Consider the following 15,587-nt stretch of genomic DNA (forward strand, 5'->3'; position numbering starts at 1 on the left):
GCTCTTGCGCGCGCCCGATCGCGTTGATCCATATCGGAAAAACGCGGTGACCATCGGCACGATGTATGGGTGGTATGCAGCGTCAAGCCCCGCCGACAGGCGGAGCCGGAGGTGGATGTTAGCAATCGCGAACAACTGCGAGGTATAGGGGCTAACCCGCGAGAAAGCGGCCTATCCGAGGAAACCGAGCATCTCTTCAAGCAGCGCGTCGGGCGCCTCTTCGGGAAGGTAGTGGCCGCACGGCAGCGCGGCACCCGAGACGTCCTGGCCCACGTCCTGCCAGAGCTTCAGCGGCTCGAAACAGCGTGCCACCACGCCATGCTCGCCCCATAGCACGCGCACTGGCATGGCCAGCTTGCGGCCGGCCTCGCGATCGGCGCGATCATGATCGAGGTCGATCGTGGCGGCGGCACGATAGTCCTCGCACATCGCATGCACGCGTGCCGGCTCGCGCATCGCCGCCACATAGGCAGCCATGGCGTCGGGCACGAACGGGCTTGGTCCGGTACCCGCATGGCGCAGCCCCAGCAGCTTGTCGACCATGAAGTCGGGCTCCGCATTGATCAGTGTTTCCGGGAATGGCGCGGGCTGGATCAGGAAGAACCAGTGCCAGTACGCGGCGGCAAAGGCCATGTCGGTGGCCTCGTACATGTCCAGCGTGGGCGCGATATCGAGCAGCATCAGGCGGCTCACGGCCTCGGGGTGGTCAATACATAGCCGGTGTGCCACGCGGGCACCACGGTCATGCGCGCACAGCGCAAAACTGGCATGGCCGAGCTGGCGCATCACCTCGACCTGGTCCTGCGCCATCACGCGCTTGCTGTAGGTCTCGTGCCCCGCGCCAGCCGGCGGCGCGCTGCTGCTGCCATAGCCGCGCAAATCAGTGGCAATCACCGTGAAGCGGTCGGCCAGCGCGGGCGCCACCCTATGCCAGATCAGGTGGCTTTGCGGAAAGCCATGCAACAGCAGCAACGGCGGGCCCGAGCCGCCGCGCACGCCGCCGATCTCGACCTCGCCCACCTTCAGGCGAAACCATTCGAAGTTGGGAAACAGCAACGCGCTGGCGTCGTTCTGCATGGCATGGTCTCCGGGGTATTGTCTGCCTTTTGTCTGCCTTCCCTGCCGATCATAGGCGCTCCCGGCACGCCGCGCCCCGTGCAAAAACCCTGTTTGTGCAACTGAATTGCAACTCGCCGGGCCCTATGGTTAAATCGCTCGCATGACCCGCCCCACTACCGCTCCAGATACCGCGCAGGCCACGACCTTGCCGGGCGACGAGGCCCAGTCGCGCCTGCGCCAGCTTGGTGCGCGCGTGACGCAGCCGCGCGTGGCCATCCTCGCGTGCCTGATCGAAGCCAGGGAACCGTTGACGCACCAGGCCGTGATCGACCGGTTGCCGGCCGATGGCGACGTGGACCGCGTGACCGTGTACCGCGTGCTGGACTGGCTCGTGGACCAGGGCCTGGCGCAGAAGCGCGCCGGCAACGATCGCGTATTCCGCTTCACGCTGGTAGAGCATGAGGCGGCACGCGCCGAAGTCCATCGCCAGCACAGCCACTTTCACTGCACGCGCTGCGACCGCACGTTCTGCCTGGAAACGGCAGGCAAGTCGGTGGCGCCAAAGGTGCCCAGCGGATTCGCGGTGGAGCATGTGGAGCTGACCGTAAATGGCGTATGCGCGGAGTGCGGCAAGGCGCGCAGCGACGCAGAGCATTGAACACGCAGGCGATCTCTTTCCTCGGAGCAGAACAATATGTCCAAACTCATTCCGGTCACGATCCTGACCGGCTTCCTCGGCAGCGGCAAGACCACGCTGCTCAAGCGCATCCTCAATGAGCAGCACGGCATGAAGATCGCCGTGATCGAGAACGAATTCGGCGAAGAGAACATCGACAACGAGATCCTGGTGCAGGATGGCCGCGAGCAGATCGTGCAGATGAGCAACGGCTGCATCTGCTGCACGATCCGCGGCGACCTGGTGCAGGCGTTGTCGGACCTGATCACGCAACGCGACGAAGGCAAGCTCGATTTCGACCGCGTGGTGATCGAGACCACCGGCGTGGCCAATCCGGGCCCGGTGGCGCAGACGTTCTTCATGGACGAGGAAATTGCGTCGCGTTACCTGCTGGACGCCGTGATCACGCTGGTCGATGCCAAGCACGGCAACCTGCAGCTCGACAAGCAGGAAGAAGCGCAGCGCCAGGTGGGCTTTGCCGACGTGATCTTCATTACCAAGTCTGACCTGGTTGGCACGGCCGAGGTGGACGATCTGCGCCACCGGCTGCTGCACATGAATCCGCGTGCGCCGATCCACACCGCCAACTTCGGCGTGGCACCGATCGAAACGATCTTCGACCTGCGCGGCTTCAACCTCAACGAGAAGCTCGAGATCGATCCGGATTTCCTGCGCGCCGAGGAACATGAGCATGACCACGAGCACGATCATGAGCATGGCGAACATTGCGGCACCGATTGCGGGCACGACCATGACCATGATCACGGCCACGGCCATGCGCACGACCACCACCATCATCACCACCACACGGACCGCATCTCCTCGTTCGTCTTCCGCAGCGACAAGCCGTTCCACTATGGCAAGCTCGAGGAATTCCTGTCGGGCATCCTGTCGGTCTATGGGGAAAAGCTGCTGCGCTACAAGGGCGTGCTGTTCATGGACGGGGTGGACCGCAAGGTGGTATTCCAGGGCGTGCACCAGTTGATGGGCAGTGACGTCGGCGCCAAGTGGGGCGACGAAACCCCCGGCACCAAGATGGTATTCATTGGCGTGGACCTGCCGCGCGACGCCATTCTGAAAGGTCTGACCACCTGCCTGGCCTGATTTTCCTGCCAGGTGCGCCCGCCGCCGCTCCGGCGGCGGGTCCCCCCCTCCCCCTCCGACGCCGCGCTACCCTCCCCTTTGGGGGGGAATATCGGGAAAACTCCTGTCTCTTGTCCGGCTTTCTCCCATATCTCGGAAAAATTTGTTCAAGTACAATAGGCCGGATTTGATACGGGCTGCGCACCTCTGGGCGCTGTCCGTATCTGCAGGGCGGCGGGTCGTCGTCAGCATGAGGCGCAGGCCGCCAGCAGGCGCGGTCGCAGGGCTTTGTGCGGAGACCGCCCTCCGCCCGGGGTCCCCTCGAAAAGCGCCGGCACTCTTCGACGCGTTGAGAGAGGTGTCCCCATGACAGCCGCAACAAAGACCAAGGAAAGCCGCAGCAAGACAGGTAGCGCTGCGGCGGAGACGCTCAAGGCGCCGCCCGAAACGGCGACGCCAGCTCCCCGCGGCAGTACGGCGCACGCCGAAGCGGGCGAGGCCAAGGGAGGCACGCGAAGCAGCAAGACTGCAGCCAGCCAGAGTGAAACAGCCGCGCCGCGCAAGCGGACGGCGACTGCACCCGAGCGGACGAAGACACCGCCGGTCGCATCAACAAGAGAATCAGCAGGAACCATGAGCAGCAACAAAATTCTGACTGAAGCTGAAATCCTGAAGATGAGCGACAAGGATTACATGAACGAGGCGCAGCTCGCCTTCTTCAAGAATCGCCTTGAGCAGCTTCGCGACGAAATCCTCAAGAATGCGGACCAGACCACGGAACACCTGCGCGAGACGGTCATCGTGCCGGATCCGGCGGACCGCGCCACGATCGAGGAAGAACACGCGCTGGAACTGCGTACGCGTGATCGTGAGCGCAAACTGCTGAAGAAGGTGGAGCAGTCCCTGCAGCGCATCGAGTCCGGCGACTACGGCTGGTGCGAAGAGACTGGCGAACCGATCGGCGTTCCGCGTCTGCTGGCCCGTCCGACGGCCACGCTGTCGCTGGAAGCCCAGCAGCGCCGCGAACTGCGCCAGAAGCTGTTCGGGGACTGATCCGCGCGCAGTACCGATGCAGGCCAGACGGCCCGGCATTGCCGGGCCGTTTTTGCTTTTTTTTTGCGGGGTAGGCAACGGGTTGCGCCGAAGATGCCTTTGTAGCGTCACGGCTACGGCACTACCATTGCTCATGGAGACGGCCTGTCGCCGCCGCCCGCTTTCTGCTACAGTCGCAACTTTGTTGCAATAGACCACTTCCCTAACACCATGGCCGCTCGCCTGCCTGTCACCGTGCTGTCCGGATTCACCGGCGCCGGCAAGACCACCCTGCTGCACCAGCTGATGTCCCAGCCTGGCGTGCGCGTGGCCGTGATCGACAGTCGCGAGGACCTGCTTGCGGAAGTGGACCGCCTGGCCGATACCGGCCAGTACGACTTCGCCGTCATCGAGGCCGATCCGACCGACGAGCCGCTGGGTATCGCCGAAGGTTTTGCATTCGAGGACGAGCACGGCGAGCAGGCGCCAGGCGTGGCCCATCTGGACACACTGGTCACGGTGGTCGATGCCGGCCGCTTCCTGCAGGACTATCACGACGCCGATTTCCTGTCGGCGCGCGGCCTGGCGGCCCACGATGAAGACGACCGTACCGTGGTGGACGTGCTGATCGACCAGATCGAGGTCTGCGACGTCATCGTCGTCAACAAGATCGACCTCGTCGACGCCGGCCAGCTCGGTCGCCTGCATGTGATGCTGCGCGCGCTGAATCCGCGCGCCGCCATTATCGAAGCCAGCCACGGCAATGTACCTGCCGCGCGCGTGCTGGGCACGGGCCGCTTCGATATCGACGCCACGCCCAATGCGGCGGGCTGGCAAGCCGCCTTGCAAGGCGATGCCATTCCGGACGCTGCCGGCATAGCCACACTGGTCTACCGTCGTCGCCGACCGTTCCATCCGCAACGCTTCGCCGACCTGATCCATACCGAATGGATGCGCGAGCACGGCGACGTGCTGCGTTCGAAGGGCCTGTTCTGGCTGGCAAGCCGGATGGACATTGCCGGCGACTGGAGCCAGGCCGGTGGTGTCTGCCGACCCGGCGCCGCCGGAGCCTGGTGGGCCGCGATCGATGCCGACGAGTGGCCTGCCGAAGGCCTGGCACGTGCCGCGATCGAGGCCGACCTGCTCGAAGACGGACTGCCCGCCGAACATGGCGACCGGCGCCAGGAACTGGTGCTGATCGGCGCCGACCTCGACGTGCCCGCGCTGGAAGCGCAGCTCGACGCCTGCCTGCTGACCGACGAAGAAATGGCGGCCGGCCCCGACACATGGGCCAGCTACCCCGATCCGTTCCCGGATTGGAGCGACGCGTTCGACGAAGATCACGATCACGAACACGAGCACCATCGCCACGATCACAAGCATGATCATGGCGATGACCCGTGCGATTGCGGGCATGCGCACTGATTTCCCGCTCCTCTCACGCTGGCGCGCACGCGGCCTCGGCTTCTGGCCAGCGCTGTGGCTCGTGGCCTGCCTGCTGCTGGCGCAGCACGCGGGCCTGGTGCACCGCGTGGTGCACGGTGGCCTGCCGGGCGCGCCGACATCAGCGATCACGCTGGAGTCCGGCGACGCCACGCACAGCGAACCGTCCTTCCTGAAACTTGGCCTCCATTCGTGCGTGCTGTTCGATGGCGCGACGCTGGCCGACACGCACTTTGGCAGCTTCGCGTTGCCGAAGCTCGCCTTTGGCAAGCCGGTCAAACCGGCCAACCTGGCGTGGCGCTGGCCCGATTTGCCCGCGGCACGCCCGTTCCACTCCCGCGCCCCACCCGCCGCATTCGCATTCGCCTGATGGCCGGGTGCGTGGCGTCATGCCACGCGCTCGCGCCAGCCTGACCGGGCTCGTCGCTGCCAACGCCGCGCGCCCGCTTAACCGAATTCGAATCGCGAGCCATGTACTCGAACCCCATCCGTATTCCGGCGGTGCGCCGCACCCCGCTGGCGGCGCTTGCCGCATTGATCGCCGCAGGCCTCTCCTCACACGCCATGGCGCAGGACGCCGCCGCGCCGGCCGCACCGCCACCGTCACCGCAAACGCTCAAGGAAGTGGTGGTGACCGCCAACCCGCTGGGCAGCGATCTCAACGAAATGGTCGCGCCGGTCTCGACGCTCGGCGGCGATGCGCTGACCGTGCGCCAGGCCAGCACGATCGGCGAGACCCTCAATAGCCTGCCCGGTGTGTCGTCGTCGTACTTTGGCCCGAACTCTAGCCGTCCGATCATCCGCGGTCTCGACGGCGACCGCATCAAGATGCTGCAGAACGGCGGTTCGACGCTCGATGCATCGACGCTGTCCTACGACCACGCGGTACCAATCGACCCGCTCGTCGCCGAGAAGATCGAAGTGGTGCGTGGCCCGGCCGCGCTGATGTATGGCGGCAACGCGGTGGGTGGCGTGGTCAACGTGATCGACAACCGCATTCCACGCGACCCGATCACCGGCGTCAGCGGCGCGGCCGATGTCAGCGGCACGATCGGCGGCGACAAGGGCCGCAATGCCAGTGGCCTGCTGGAAGCCGGCAACGGCAAGTTTGCGGTGCACGCCGATGCCTTCGTTCGCCAGACCAGCGACCTGCGCATTCCCGGCTATGCACGCAGCGGCAACCTGCGCGCCACCCAACCGCTGCCCGAAGGCGAGAGCGAGGCGTACGGCAAGATTCCGAACACGAGCGCGCACCAGGAAGGCGGCTCGATGGGCGGCTCGTACACCTGGGCTGACGGCTTTGTCGGCGCCAACTACTCGACCTATCGCAACGACTACGGCACGCCGGCCGAGGAAGCTGCACGCATCAAGATGCGGCAGGACCGCTTTGCGCTGGAAGGCGAGGCACGCAACCTGGCCGGCACCACCAGCGGCATCATCGAGTCGGTCAAGGGCAAGTTCAGCTACACCGACTACGAGCACCGCGAGATCGAGGACGGCGTGACCGGCACCACCTTCAAGAACCATGGCTGGGATGCGCGGCTGGAAGCCACGCACGGCAAGATCGGCAACATGAGCGGGGTGATCGGCACGCAGTTCGGCCACACCGATTTCTCGGCGCTGGGCGAGGAAGCATTCGTGCCGAGCACCGCCACCGACAATGCCGCGTTCTTCGTCTTCGAGGAACTGCCGCTGATTGCCTCGGGCGACCTGAAGCTGAACCTCGGTGGCCGCCTCGACCACAGCAGCGTGAAAGCGAGCGCCAATGGCAACGACCGCTTCACCGATGCCAACCGCAGCTTCAACGCAGGCAGCGCCTCGGCCGGCTTGCTCTACAAGCTCAATCCGGTCTGGACGGTGACCTCGAACCTGTCCTACACCGAGCGCGCGCCCACCTTCTACGAGCTGTATGCCAACGGGCCGCACCTGGCCACCGGATCGTTCGAAGTCGGCGATCCAAACGCGAACAAGGAACGTGCCACGTCGATCGACCTCGGCATGCGCTTCAAGCAAGGCAACCATAGCGGCGGCGTGTCGGGCTACTACAGCCGCTTCCAGAATTACCTGGCGCTGATGAACACCGGCAGCTACCGCGACGCGGAAGGCAATGTGGTGACTGCCGGCAGCGCCGGCGCGCTGCCCGAACTGCAGTACATGGGCGTACCGGCCACGCTGTATGGCTTCGAGGCCGAAGGCAAGACACGCCTGCTGCAGAAGATGCTGACCACCAGCGATACGCTGGACTTCGAGGCACGCGCCGATTATGTCCACGGCGAGAACCGCAGCAACGGCGAACCGCTGCCGCGCCTGTCGCCGCTGCGGCTTGGTGGGTCGCTGGTCTATGGCGCGGGCCCATGGGGCGCGCGCATCAACGTGGACTGGAACGCGCGCCAGAGCCGCGTGCCATCGGGCGATACGCCGACCGATGCCTACACGATGCTGGGTGTGTCACTGACCTACAAGATGAAGCTGGCCGGCACGCAGACGCTGTTCTATGTGCGCGGCGACAACCTGACCAACACCGAGGCACGCAGCGCCACCTCGATCCTGCGCGACATCGCACCGCTGCCAGGCCGCAGTGTGAGAGTGGGGATGCGCACGCAGTTTTAACGAAGTCAGGTCTTGCTCCCCTCTCCCGCGCGCGGGAGAGGGGTTGGGGGAGAGGGCAAAGCGGTTCTGCTTGCCAATCTGTCGCAATTTGGACCGCTGGCCCTCTCCCCCGCCCCTCTCCCGCCATGCGGGAGAGGGGAGCAAACCGAGGGCATAACAACGGTCAGCGCAATGTCGAAAATGACTCGGGCACGAGCGAATACACGGCGGCCGCCACGGGCCGCCCGCGCAGGATCAAACGGTTCCGGGCGATGCATTCGAATTCGGCACCGATCTTCTCGGCGACGGCGCGGCTTGCGAGGTTGGTCTCGACTGCCACGATCTCCAGCCGCGTAAGCCCCAGTGCATGAAAGCCGTGACACGCCATCATTACCGCCGCCCCCGTAGCCAGCCCGCGATGCTGCTGGCTCTGGCGAATCCAGTAGCCGAGGTTGCCGAGATTGTCCTCGCGCCGGATCTGGTTGATGGCCACGCCGCCATAGAGCTCGCGGCCGTCGGGTGAAAACACGCCGATATCGTATGCAGTGCCCTCTTCCATCGTGGCCGCGCAACGGTCGAACCACTCCCGTGCGTCGTACACGCCGTAGTCCGCGCGGGCCCACGGCATCCACAAGCCAACGGTCGGAATCGATTCGCGCACGGCCATCACGAACTGCGCTTCGTCACTGGCACGAAACGGACGCAGCTGGAAGTCCTTGCCTCTCAGCGGCAGCATGATCAGTTGCGGTCGATGACCCTGTCGCCGTCGAATGACAGCGCCGAGGCCTTGGCCAGCGCCTGCAGCGTCTGGTCGAAGATCGTCTCCAACGCTTGCGCGTTCATGAAGCGCGCATGGATGCGTTGCATCAGCGGCGTGGCCCGCATCCATGCGAACAGCGCGTCGCGCTGCAACGCCTGCGCCTCCAGTAGCTTGAATTTCACGAGCACGCGTATCGCGTGCGTGGCGTTGCGCAGCGGGTCGCCTTGCAGATAGTCGAGCCGGCTCTTCGCACGCGTGACGGCGCCGTGCACATCGTCAAACACGCGCCCATGCCCCGGAATCACGGTGCGGACCTCGAGCGATTCGATCCGCTCCAGGATTGCGGCCTGCTCGGCAAAACCGCTGTCGCCATCGAGCTCGGGAAAGATCACGCCGAAGCCGTTCTCCCATAACGCGTCGCCGGAAATCAGGAGGCGCTGCGCCGGCGCGAACAGCATCACCGCATGCGGATCGTGGCCCGGCGCGGCGATCACCTGCCAGTCCATGCCGCCGAGCTGCAAGCGGTCGCCATCCTGCAATACATCGTCAAACGTAAAGCGCGTGCATTGCTGGCCCGTGGCGTCGAAAGTCAGCGCATCGGTATCCCATTGCGCTACGGCCGCGGCCTCCGCTGCAGGGATCGCGGTACGTGGTTGCCAGCGTGCCTGTAGCGCGGCGTTGCCGCCGCAATGGTCGGAATGCAGATGCGTGTTGATGACCCGGCGCAACGGCCGACCTTCGAGGGCCGCGTGCACCAGTGCCACGGTTTGCCCCGCATGCGTGACATAGCCGGTATCGACCAGCGTGGTGTCGTGCGTGGCATCGTCGACAAACAGCACGTTGTTGGCCGACAGCCAGCCACGTTCGAACACGCGCATCGTGGCGGGCAGCAACGGCGTGCTCATGCCGCGCTGCCTTGCGCGCAAAGCTGCGTCACGCGCGTGGGCAGCAGCGCCCAGACGCGTCGCCGCTCGGCATCGTCGGATTGCGACCAGCCCGCAATCTCCTGGATCGTGCGCAGGCAACCTTCGCAATAGCCGCTGGTCGCATCCATCTTGCAGACACTGCGGCAGGGCGACGGCACCGGCGACACGATCTGCGCCGCCGCAGCGCCCCGTACCAGGTCAGCCAACAGGCGTCGCCGTGCCGGTGTCATCATTGCACCTGGGCGACATCTGCCACGTCCGCACCGGTCATGGCCTGCAGCTGTTGCGGCGTGAGGTTGAACACCGCGTGCGGATGCCCGGCTGCTGCCCACACGCTGTCGTACCGGAACAAGTCCGCATCGAGCAGCATGACCGGCTTGACCGCATGGCCGATCGGGCATACACCTCCGATTGCATAGCCGGTTTTCTCGCGCACGAATTTCGCATCGGCCTTGCCCAGCTCGCCGACGCGCGCGGCCACCTTGGCCTCGTCCACGCGGTTGCTGCCGCTGGCGATCACCAGCACCGGCACATCGTCCTTGACGCGGCGGAAGATGATCGACTTGGCGATCTCGGCCACGCTGCAGCCCAGGCCAGCCGCCGCCTCGGCCGAGGTCCTGCCGGTGGCCGGCAGCATCACCACGGGACGATCATGGCCAATGCCGGCCAGCAGGTCGGCCACGCGTTGCGCGGCATCGGGAAGCGCGGGGGTCTCGCTCATTGAATCCATTCTCCGTGTTCAGACACAGGCCGCCGCATCGGTGGCGGCGGCCCATTTGGTCAGCAGCGCCTTGCCCACACGCGAGCTGTTGGCACGCCCGATGGCCTGCGAAATATAGTCACCTGCACGCACCACGGCATCGAGATCGATGCCGGTATGCAAGCCCATGCCGTGCAGCATGTAGAGCACGTCTTCGGTAGCCACGTTGCCTGTGGCACCCTTCGCGTACGGACAGCCACCCAGGCCGGCCACCGACGCGTGGAAGATGCCGATGCCCACCTCCAGGCTGGCCAGGATATTCGACAGGGCCTGCCCATAGGTGTCGTGGAAGTGGCCTGACAGGCGGTCCATCGCGAACTCCGCGGTCGCGGCACGCATCACTTCCTGCACCTTGACCGGCGTGCCCACGCCAATGGTGTCGGCAATATCGATCTCGTCACAACCCAGCTCGCGCATGCGGCGCACCACATCGACCACGGCGCTTACGGGCACCTCGCCCTGATACGGACAACCAAGCGAGCACGAGATGCTGCCGCGCAACCGGATGCCCGCTTCCTTGGCGGCAGCGGCCACCGGCTCGAAGCGCGCGATCGATTCGGCGATCGAGCAATTGATGTTCTTTTGCGAGAACGCCTCGCTCGCGGCGGCGAAGATCACCACCTCATCGGCACTGGCCGCCGCGGCGCCTTCGAAACCCTTCATGTTCGGTGTCAGTACCGAATACAGCGTGCCGGGCCGGCGCTCGATGCGTGCCATCACCTCTGCGCCATCGGCCATCTGCGGCACCCATTTGGGCGACACGAACGACGCGGCTTCGATGTTGACGAAGCCGGCATCGGTCAGCTTGTTGATCAGCGCGACCTTGACGTCGGTGGGCACCATCGCCTTCTCGTTCTGCAGGCCGTCCCGCGGGCCCACTTCGACGATCTTCACGTATTGGGGCATTGTCATGTCTGTCTCCTGTTTTTTTGTCCGACGCCCGGCCGCCCCGCGGATCAGTAGCCGCGCTGCAGGTCAACCACACCGGCAATCGGCTTGCCTTCCACCAGCAGGCGAATCTTGCCGGCGATCTGCGCGATGCTGTCCTCGCGCAGCGTCAGGGCCGAAATATGCGGCGTGATCGTGATGCGCGGCTCCTGCCAGAACGGGTGTTCCGCGGGCAGCGGTTCGGTGCGGAAAACATCGAGCGTCGCACCGGCAATCTGGCCGTCCTGCACGGCAGCAAGCAGGTCTTCCTCGACCACGTGCTGGCCGCGCGCCACGTTGATCACATATGCGCCCTTGGCCAGCTTGTAGAGCAGGCTGGTGTCGACGATATCCTCGGTCTCGGTGGTCAGCGGCAGTACATTGACGAGCACCCGCAGGCCATCGAGGAACTGCACCTGGCCGTCGTCGCCATGGAACGACTGCACGCCTTCGACCGTCTTGGCCGAGCGGCTCCAGCCACGCACCGGGAAACCGAAGCTGGCCAGCGATCGCGCAATTTGCGAACCCAGTGCACCGATACCCATCACGCCAATCGTGAAATCGGCGCGGCGATGCGGCTTCAGGAATTTCCACGTACCGGCCTTTTCCTGCACGTCATACGCGTCGAGCTTGCGGAAGTAGCGCAGCACCGCAGCCATCACGTACTCGCTCATCTGGGCAGCCATGCCCGCGTCATCGAGACGCACGATCGGCACGCCGGCTGGCAAGGCATCGGGATCGCTGTCACGCAGCCGCAGGATGCCGTCGACACCAGCGCCAAGATTGAAGACCGCCTTCAGGTCGGTGCGGCCGCGCAGCATTTCAAGCGGCGGGCGCCACACCACGGCGTAGTCCACGCTCTGGCCCTGGCTCTCTTCCCACGTCAGGCACTGCGCTTCCGGCATTACCTCGGCAAAGCCCTCGATCCACGGCGCATAGCGGCCATCCGGCACGTACAACTGCAACTTCATCTCGACTCCAATGTTCTTCGGGGGTGATGGAGGCATTTTGGCACATCAAGTACATCACGTCCGACTCCCCTCTCCCGCGTGCGGGAGAGGGGTTGGGGGAGAGGGCGTGAGGTTCAAATTGCGACATGTCCCGAATTGAACCGCTGGCCCTCTCCCCCGCCCCTCTCCCGCCATGCGGGAGAGGGGAGCCTAAACCGCCGATCAAACAGTCGCCTCCGCCTCCACCGCGAACGCCAGCAACTGCGCGCCTTCCGATACCTGTTCGCCCACGCCGAAAAGCACCTCGCTGACCACGCCGTCGGCGGGGGCGGCAATCGTGTGCTCCATCTTCATGGCTTCCATGACCAGCAGTGGCGTACCACGCGTCACCTTGCTGCCCGGCTCCACCATCACGGCGATTACCTTGCCAGGCATTGGCGCTGTCAGCTTGCCGCCCTCGCCTTCGGTCTCGTCCGCGTGCGACAGCGGATCGAGCCACTCCAGCACCGTATGGCGCCCGGCGTGGAACACATGGAAGGTATCGCCCTCCAGATGCACCTGTCCGTGCGTACGCCGCGTGCCGAGGTCCACGCGGATATCGTCGGCCTTGAAGGTATAAGCAAATGGCGCGGCCTGATCCGCATAGATCAGGGTGCTGCGACGCGTATCGTCCTTGAGCACCACCTCGAGCCGATGACCGGCGCCGTGGAAGTACAACGTACGACGGTCACGGCCGTTGAGTCGCCAGCCGCCGGCATGCGTCCATGGCGAATGGCAATCGGCTTCATCGATGCGGCGCTCGCGAATCTCGCGTTCCAGCAATGCGGCCACGGCCAGCGCAATGGCCTCGATCCCCACCGACTTCTGCGGCGGGAACAGCGTCACCTGGTTGCGTTCGATCAGGCCCGTATCGAGATCGGCGGTACGGAATGCATCGGACTTCACGAGCCGCTGCAGGAACGCGACATTGGTCGACAGGCCGACCACGTGATAGTTGGCCAGTGCCTGGCCCATGCGCAGCAGTGCCTCATCACGATCACGGCCCCAGACGATCAGCTTGGCGATCATCGGATCGTAGAAGGGGCTGATGGTGTCGCCTTCGCGCACGCCCGCATCGATACGCACGCCCGCCGGGCCATGAGCATCGCCGCCGCGCATGAACTGCACCGCCGGCGGCGTACGCAGGAAACGCAGCGTGCCAGTGGACGGCAGGAACTGCTTGTCGGGGTTTTCGGCGTAGATACGCGCTTCGAGCGCGTGGCCGTCGATACGCAGTTGTTCCTGCGTCAGCGGCAACGGTTCGCCCGCCGCCACGCGCAATTGCCATTCCACCAGGTCCTGGCCCGTGATCATTTCAGTGACCGGGTGTTCCACCTGCAGGCGCGTGTTCATCTCCATGAAGTAGAACGACCCGTCCTGGTTGGCAATGAACTCCACGGTGCCGGCACCCACATAGCCCACCGCGCGCGCGGCAGCCACCGCTGCCTCGCCCATCGCGCGGCGGCGTTCCGCGGTCATGCCCGGCGCCGGCGCCTCCTCCAGCACCTTCTGATGGCGGCGCTGCACCGAGCAGTCGCGCTCGAACAGGTAGACGCAGTTGCCGCGCGTATCGGCAAACACCTGGATTTCGATATGGCGGGGGCGCGTCAGGTACTTCTCGACCAGCACCTTGTCGTCGCCGAAGCTGGCCGACGCCTCGCGCTTGACCGACGCCAGCGCGGCCTCGAAGCCGTCGCCGGCTTCCACCACGCGCATGCCCTTGCCGCCACCGCCAGCACTGGCCTTGAGCAGCACCGGGTAGCCGATGCGATCGGCCTCGCGACGCAGCAGCGCGGCATCCTGGTCTTCGCCGTGATAGCCGGGCACCAGCGGCACCGCGGCCTTCTCCATCAGTTGCTTGGCCGCGCTCTTGCTGCCCATCGCATGGATCGCGGAAGCGGGCGGGCCAATAAAGACAAGGCCGGCCTCGGCGCACGCCTTCGCAAAATCCTCGTTCTCGGACAGGAAGCCGTAGCCGGGGTGGATGGCCTGGGCGCCGGTCTCCTTCGCCATCTCGATGATGTGGTCCGCGCGCAGATAACTGTCGCGCGCGGCCGGGCCGCCGATATGCACGGCCTCGTCGCAGAACGCAACGTGGCGTGCATCGGCATCGGCGTCCGAATAGACCGCCACCGTGCGAATGCCGAGGCGGCGGCACGTGGCCGCCACACGGCAGGCAATCTCGCCACGGTTGGCGATCAGGATCTTGTTGAACATGGCTCCTCCTCGTTTTAATACGGAAGGCGGCCAGCTACGTCAGACCGGCGGTTCCTGTCCGTTATCCCGCGAAACCTTCCGCGCGGATATCGAGACGTGCCAGCAGTGCGCGGTCGCGCTCCGCTTGCGGGTTACCGGTCGTCAGCAGCTTTTCGCCATAGAAAATGGAATTGGCACCGGCCATGAAGCACAGCGCCTGCAATGCTTCGTCCATGGCCTCGCGGCCAGCGGACAAGCGCACCATCGCGCGCGGCATCGTGATGCGTGCCACGGCAATCGTGCGAACGAACTCGAACGGGTCCAGCGCTTCGGTGCCCGCCAGCGGCGTGCCCTCTACCTGCACCAGGTTGTTGATGGGTACCGACTCGGGGTACGGGTCCATGTTGGCCAGTTGCGCAATCAGGCCGGCACGCGCCTCGCGCGCTTCGCCCATGCCTACGATGCCGCCGCAACAGACATTGATCCCTGCGTCACGCACATGGCCGATGGTGTCCAGGCGGTCCTGGTATGTGCGCGTGGTGATGATCTTGCCGTAGAACTCGGGCGAGGTATCGAGGTTGTGGTTGTAGTAGTCCAGGCCCGCGTCCTTCAGGCGCTGCGCCTGTTCGGCCTTGAGCATGCCCAGCGTCACGCAGGTTTCCAGGCCCATGGCCTTGACCTCGCGCACCATGTCGATCACCGGTTCCAGGTGACGGTCCTTGGGGCTGCGCCAGGCGGCGCCCATGCAGAAGCGCGTGGCACCGTTGGCCTTGGCGTTGCGTGCGGCGTCCAGCACGCTGTCGAGGTCCATCAGCTTTTCGGCCTTCACATCGGCGTCGTGATGCGCGCTTTGCGGGCAGTAGCCGCAGTCCTCTTCACAGCCACCGGTCTTGATCGACAGCAGTGTCGACAGTTGCACGGTGTTGGCATCGAAATTCTCGCGATGTACCTGCTGCGCACGGAACAGCAGGTCGTTGAACGGCAGCGCGTACAGTGCGGCCACGTCGTCCACGCGCCATGCATCGGTTTCCTTGGGAGCGGCAGCGGCGATATTGCGCGCGGACTGGCGCAGCGCATCCACGGAGATGTTGGCGACGGTATTGGTGTTGGTGTTGGCGGTTTGAGTCATGTTCGTATTACGTATTCG

The 15,587-nt window shown here is 65.2% G+C and carries 15 protein-coding genes; 6 read left to right on the forward strand and 9 right to left on the reverse strand.

Going from position 1 to position 15,587, the window contains the following annotated elements; translation table 11 throughout:
• Positions 1 to 171: 171 nt before the first annotated feature.
• Positions 172 to 1,077 (reverse strand): alpha/beta fold hydrolase, encoded by a 906-nt coding sequence (locus ACO550_RS02455; RefSeq protein WP_315593384.1) that lies wholly within the window; start codon positions 1,075 to 1,077, stop codon positions 172 to 174.
• 142 nt (positions 1,078 to 1,219) lie between these two features.
• Here ACO550_RS02455 and ACO550_RS02460 point away from each other — a divergent pair, with 142 nt between their 5' ends.
• The 6 genes from ACO550_RS02460 (at position 1,220) to ACO550_RS02485 (ending at position 7,903) form a co-directional block, all read left to right on the forward strand.
• A complete protein-coding gene (locus ACO550_RS02460) occupies positions 1,220 to 1,717 on the forward strand; it encodes a transcriptional repressor (protein ID WP_315593385.1) in 498 nt (165 codons plus the stop codon).
• 36 nt (positions 1,718 to 1,753) lie between these two features.
• Positions 1,754 to 2,839 (forward strand): GTP-binding protein, encoded by a 1,086-nt coding sequence (locus ACO550_RS02465; RefSeq protein ID WP_315593386.1) that lies wholly within the window; start codon positions 1,754 to 1,756, stop codon positions 2,837 to 2,839.
• A 612-nt stretch (positions 2,840 to 3,451) separates the two neighbouring features.
• Positions 3,452 to 3,871 carry an RNA polymerase-binding protein DksA gene (gene dksA, locus ACO550_RS02470; protein ID WP_485994074.1) on the forward strand — a complete coding sequence of 140 codons (420 nt, stop codon included), beginning with the start codon at positions 3,452 to 3,454 and terminating at the stop codon, positions 3,869 to 3,871.
• 210 nt (positions 3,872 to 4,081) lie between these two features.
• Entirely contained in the window at positions 4,082 to 5,275 is a 1,194-nt protein-coding gene (locus ACO550_RS02475) for a GTP-binding protein (RefSeq protein WP_315593388.1), read from the forward strand.
• Positions 5,238 to 5,663 carry a hypothetical protein gene (locus tag ACO550_RS02480; RefSeq protein WP_315593389.1) on the forward strand — a complete coding sequence of 142 codons (426 nt, stop codon included), beginning with the start codon at positions 5,238 to 5,240 and terminating at the stop codon, positions 5,661 to 5,663. The genes ACO550_RS02475 and ACO550_RS02480 overlap by 38 nt, the downstream gene beginning before the upstream one ends.
• 101 nt (positions 5,664 to 5,764) lie before the next feature.
• Positions 5,765 to 7,903, forward strand: a complete 2,139-nt coding sequence (locus ACO550_RS02485; protein ID WP_315593390.1) for a TonB-dependent receptor — start codon at positions 5,765 to 5,767, stop codon at positions 7,901 to 7,903.
• A gap of 163 nt (positions 7,904 to 8,066) precedes the next feature.
• Here ACO550_RS02485 and ACO550_RS02490 read toward each other — a convergent pair whose 3' ends face one another.
• From ACO550_RS02490 to bioB, 8 genes are all read right to left on the reverse strand, one after another.
• Entirely contained in the window at positions 8,067 to 8,618 is a 552-nt protein-coding gene (locus ACO550_RS02490; RefSeq protein WP_315593391.1) for a GNAT family N-acetyltransferase, read from the reverse strand.
• A 2-nt stretch (positions 8,619 to 8,620) separates the two neighbouring features.
• Positions 8,621 to 9,547, reverse strand: a complete 927-nt coding sequence (locus tag ACO550_RS02495) for an MBL fold metallo-hydrolase (protein WP_315593392.1) — start codon at positions 9,545 to 9,547, stop codon at positions 8,621 to 8,623.
• A complete protein-coding gene (locus ACO550_RS02500) occupies positions 9,544 to 9,798 on the reverse strand; it encodes a DUF1289 domain-containing protein (protein WP_315593455.1) in 255 nt (84 codons plus the stop codon). The genes ACO550_RS02495 and ACO550_RS02500 overlap by 4 nt, the downstream gene beginning before the upstream one ends.
• Positions 9,798 to 10,289 carry a YbaK/EbsC family protein gene (locus ACO550_RS02505; protein ID WP_315593393.1) on the reverse strand — a complete coding sequence of 164 codons (492 nt, stop codon included), beginning with the start codon at positions 10,287 to 10,289 and terminating at the stop codon, positions 9,798 to 9,800. Before ACO550_RS02505 ends, ACO550_RS02500 begins: the two co-directional genes overlap by 1 nt.
• 18 nt (positions 10,290 to 10,307) lie before the next feature.
• Positions 10,308 to 11,240, reverse strand: a complete 933-nt coding sequence (locus ACO550_RS02510) for a hydroxymethylglutaryl-CoA lyase (RefSeq protein WP_315593394.1) — start codon at positions 11,238 to 11,240, stop codon at positions 10,308 to 10,310.
• A gap of 44 nt (positions 11,241 to 11,284) precedes the next feature.
• Positions 11,285 to 12,226 (reverse strand): NAD(P)-dependent oxidoreductase, encoded by a 942-nt coding sequence (locus ACO550_RS02515; RefSeq protein ID WP_315593395.1) that lies wholly within the window; start codon positions 12,224 to 12,226, stop codon positions 11,285 to 11,287.
• 201 nt (positions 12,227 to 12,427) lie between these two features.
• Complete coding sequence (locus ACO550_RS02520; RefSeq protein ID WP_315593396.1) at positions 12,428 to 14,461, reverse strand: acetyl-CoA carboxylase biotin carboxylase subunit; 2,034 nt, start codon at positions 14,459 to 14,461, stop codon at positions 12,428 to 12,430.
• A 61-nt stretch (positions 14,462 to 14,522) separates the two neighbouring features.
• Positions 14,523 to 15,569: a biotin synthase BioB gene (gene bioB, locus ACO550_RS02525; RefSeq protein ID WP_315593397.1), complete on the reverse strand. Its 1,047-nt coding sequence runs from the start codon at positions 15,567 to 15,569 to the stop codon at positions 14,523 to 14,525.
• Positions 15,570 to 15,587: the final 18 nt, after the last annotated feature.

It is taken from the genome of Cupriavidus sp. (assembly GCF_057315035.1).

What these genes read in the sequence shown, in the direction of transcription:
- ACO550_RS02455 (WP_315593384.1), bottom strand. Translation starts at nt 1,077, where the DNA reads ATGCAGAACGACGCCAGCGCGTTGCTGTTTCCCAACTTCGAATGGTTT.
- ACO550_RS02460 (WP_315593385.1), top strand. Translation starts at nt 1,220, where the DNA reads ATGACCCGCCCCACTACCGCTCCAGATACCGCGCAGGCCACGACCTTG.
- ACO550_RS02465 (WP_315593386.1), top strand. Translation starts at nt 1,754, where the DNA reads ATGTCCAAACTCATTCCGGTCACGATCCTGACCGGCTTCCTCGGCAGC.
- dksA (WP_485994074.1), top strand. Translation starts at nt 3,452, where the DNA reads ATGAGCAGCAACAAAATTCTGACTGAAGCTGAAATCCTGAAGATGAGC.
- ACO550_RS02475 (WP_315593388.1), top strand. Translation starts at nt 4,082, where the DNA reads ATGGCCGCTCGCCTGCCTGTCACCGTGCTGTCCGGATTCACCGGCGCC.
- ACO550_RS02480 (WP_315593389.1), top strand. Translation starts at nt 5,238, where the DNA reads ATGGCGATGACCCGTGCGATTGCGGGCATGCGCACTGATTTCCCGCTC.
- ACO550_RS02485 (WP_315593390.1), top strand. Translation starts at nt 5,765, where the DNA reads ATGTACTCGAACCCCATCCGTATTCCGGCGGTGCGCCGCACCCCGCTG.
- ACO550_RS02490 (WP_315593391.1), bottom strand. Translation starts at nt 8,618, where the DNA reads ATGCTGCCGCTGAGAGGCAAGGACTTCCAGCTGCGTCCGTTTCGTGCC.
- ACO550_RS02495 (WP_315593392.1), bottom strand. Translation starts at nt 9,547, where the DNA reads ATGAGCACGCCGTTGCTGCCCGCCACGATGCGCGTGTTCGAACGTGGC.
- ACO550_RS02500 (WP_315593455.1), bottom strand. Translation starts at nt 9,798, where the DNA reads ATGACACCGGCACGGCGACGCCTGTTGGCTGACCTGGTACGGGGCGCT.
- ACO550_RS02505 (WP_315593393.1), bottom strand. Translation starts at nt 10,289, where the DNA reads ATGAGCGAGACCCCCGCGCTTCCCGATGCCGCGCAACGCGTGGCCGAC.
- ACO550_RS02510 (WP_315593394.1), bottom strand. Translation starts at nt 11,240, where the DNA reads ATGACAATGCCCCAATACGTGAAGATCGTCGAAGTGGGCCCGCGGGAC.
- ACO550_RS02515 (WP_315593395.1), bottom strand. Translation starts at nt 12,226, where the DNA reads ATGAAGTTGCAGTTGTACGTGCCGGATGGCCGCTATGCGCCGTGGATC.
- ACO550_RS02520 (WP_315593396.1), bottom strand. Translation starts at nt 14,461, where the DNA reads ATGTTCAACAAGATCCTGATCGCCAACCGTGGCGAGATTGCCTGCCGT.
- bioB (WP_315593397.1), bottom strand. Translation starts at nt 15,569, where the DNA reads ATGACTCAAACCGCCAACACCAACACCAATACCGTCGCCAACATCTCC.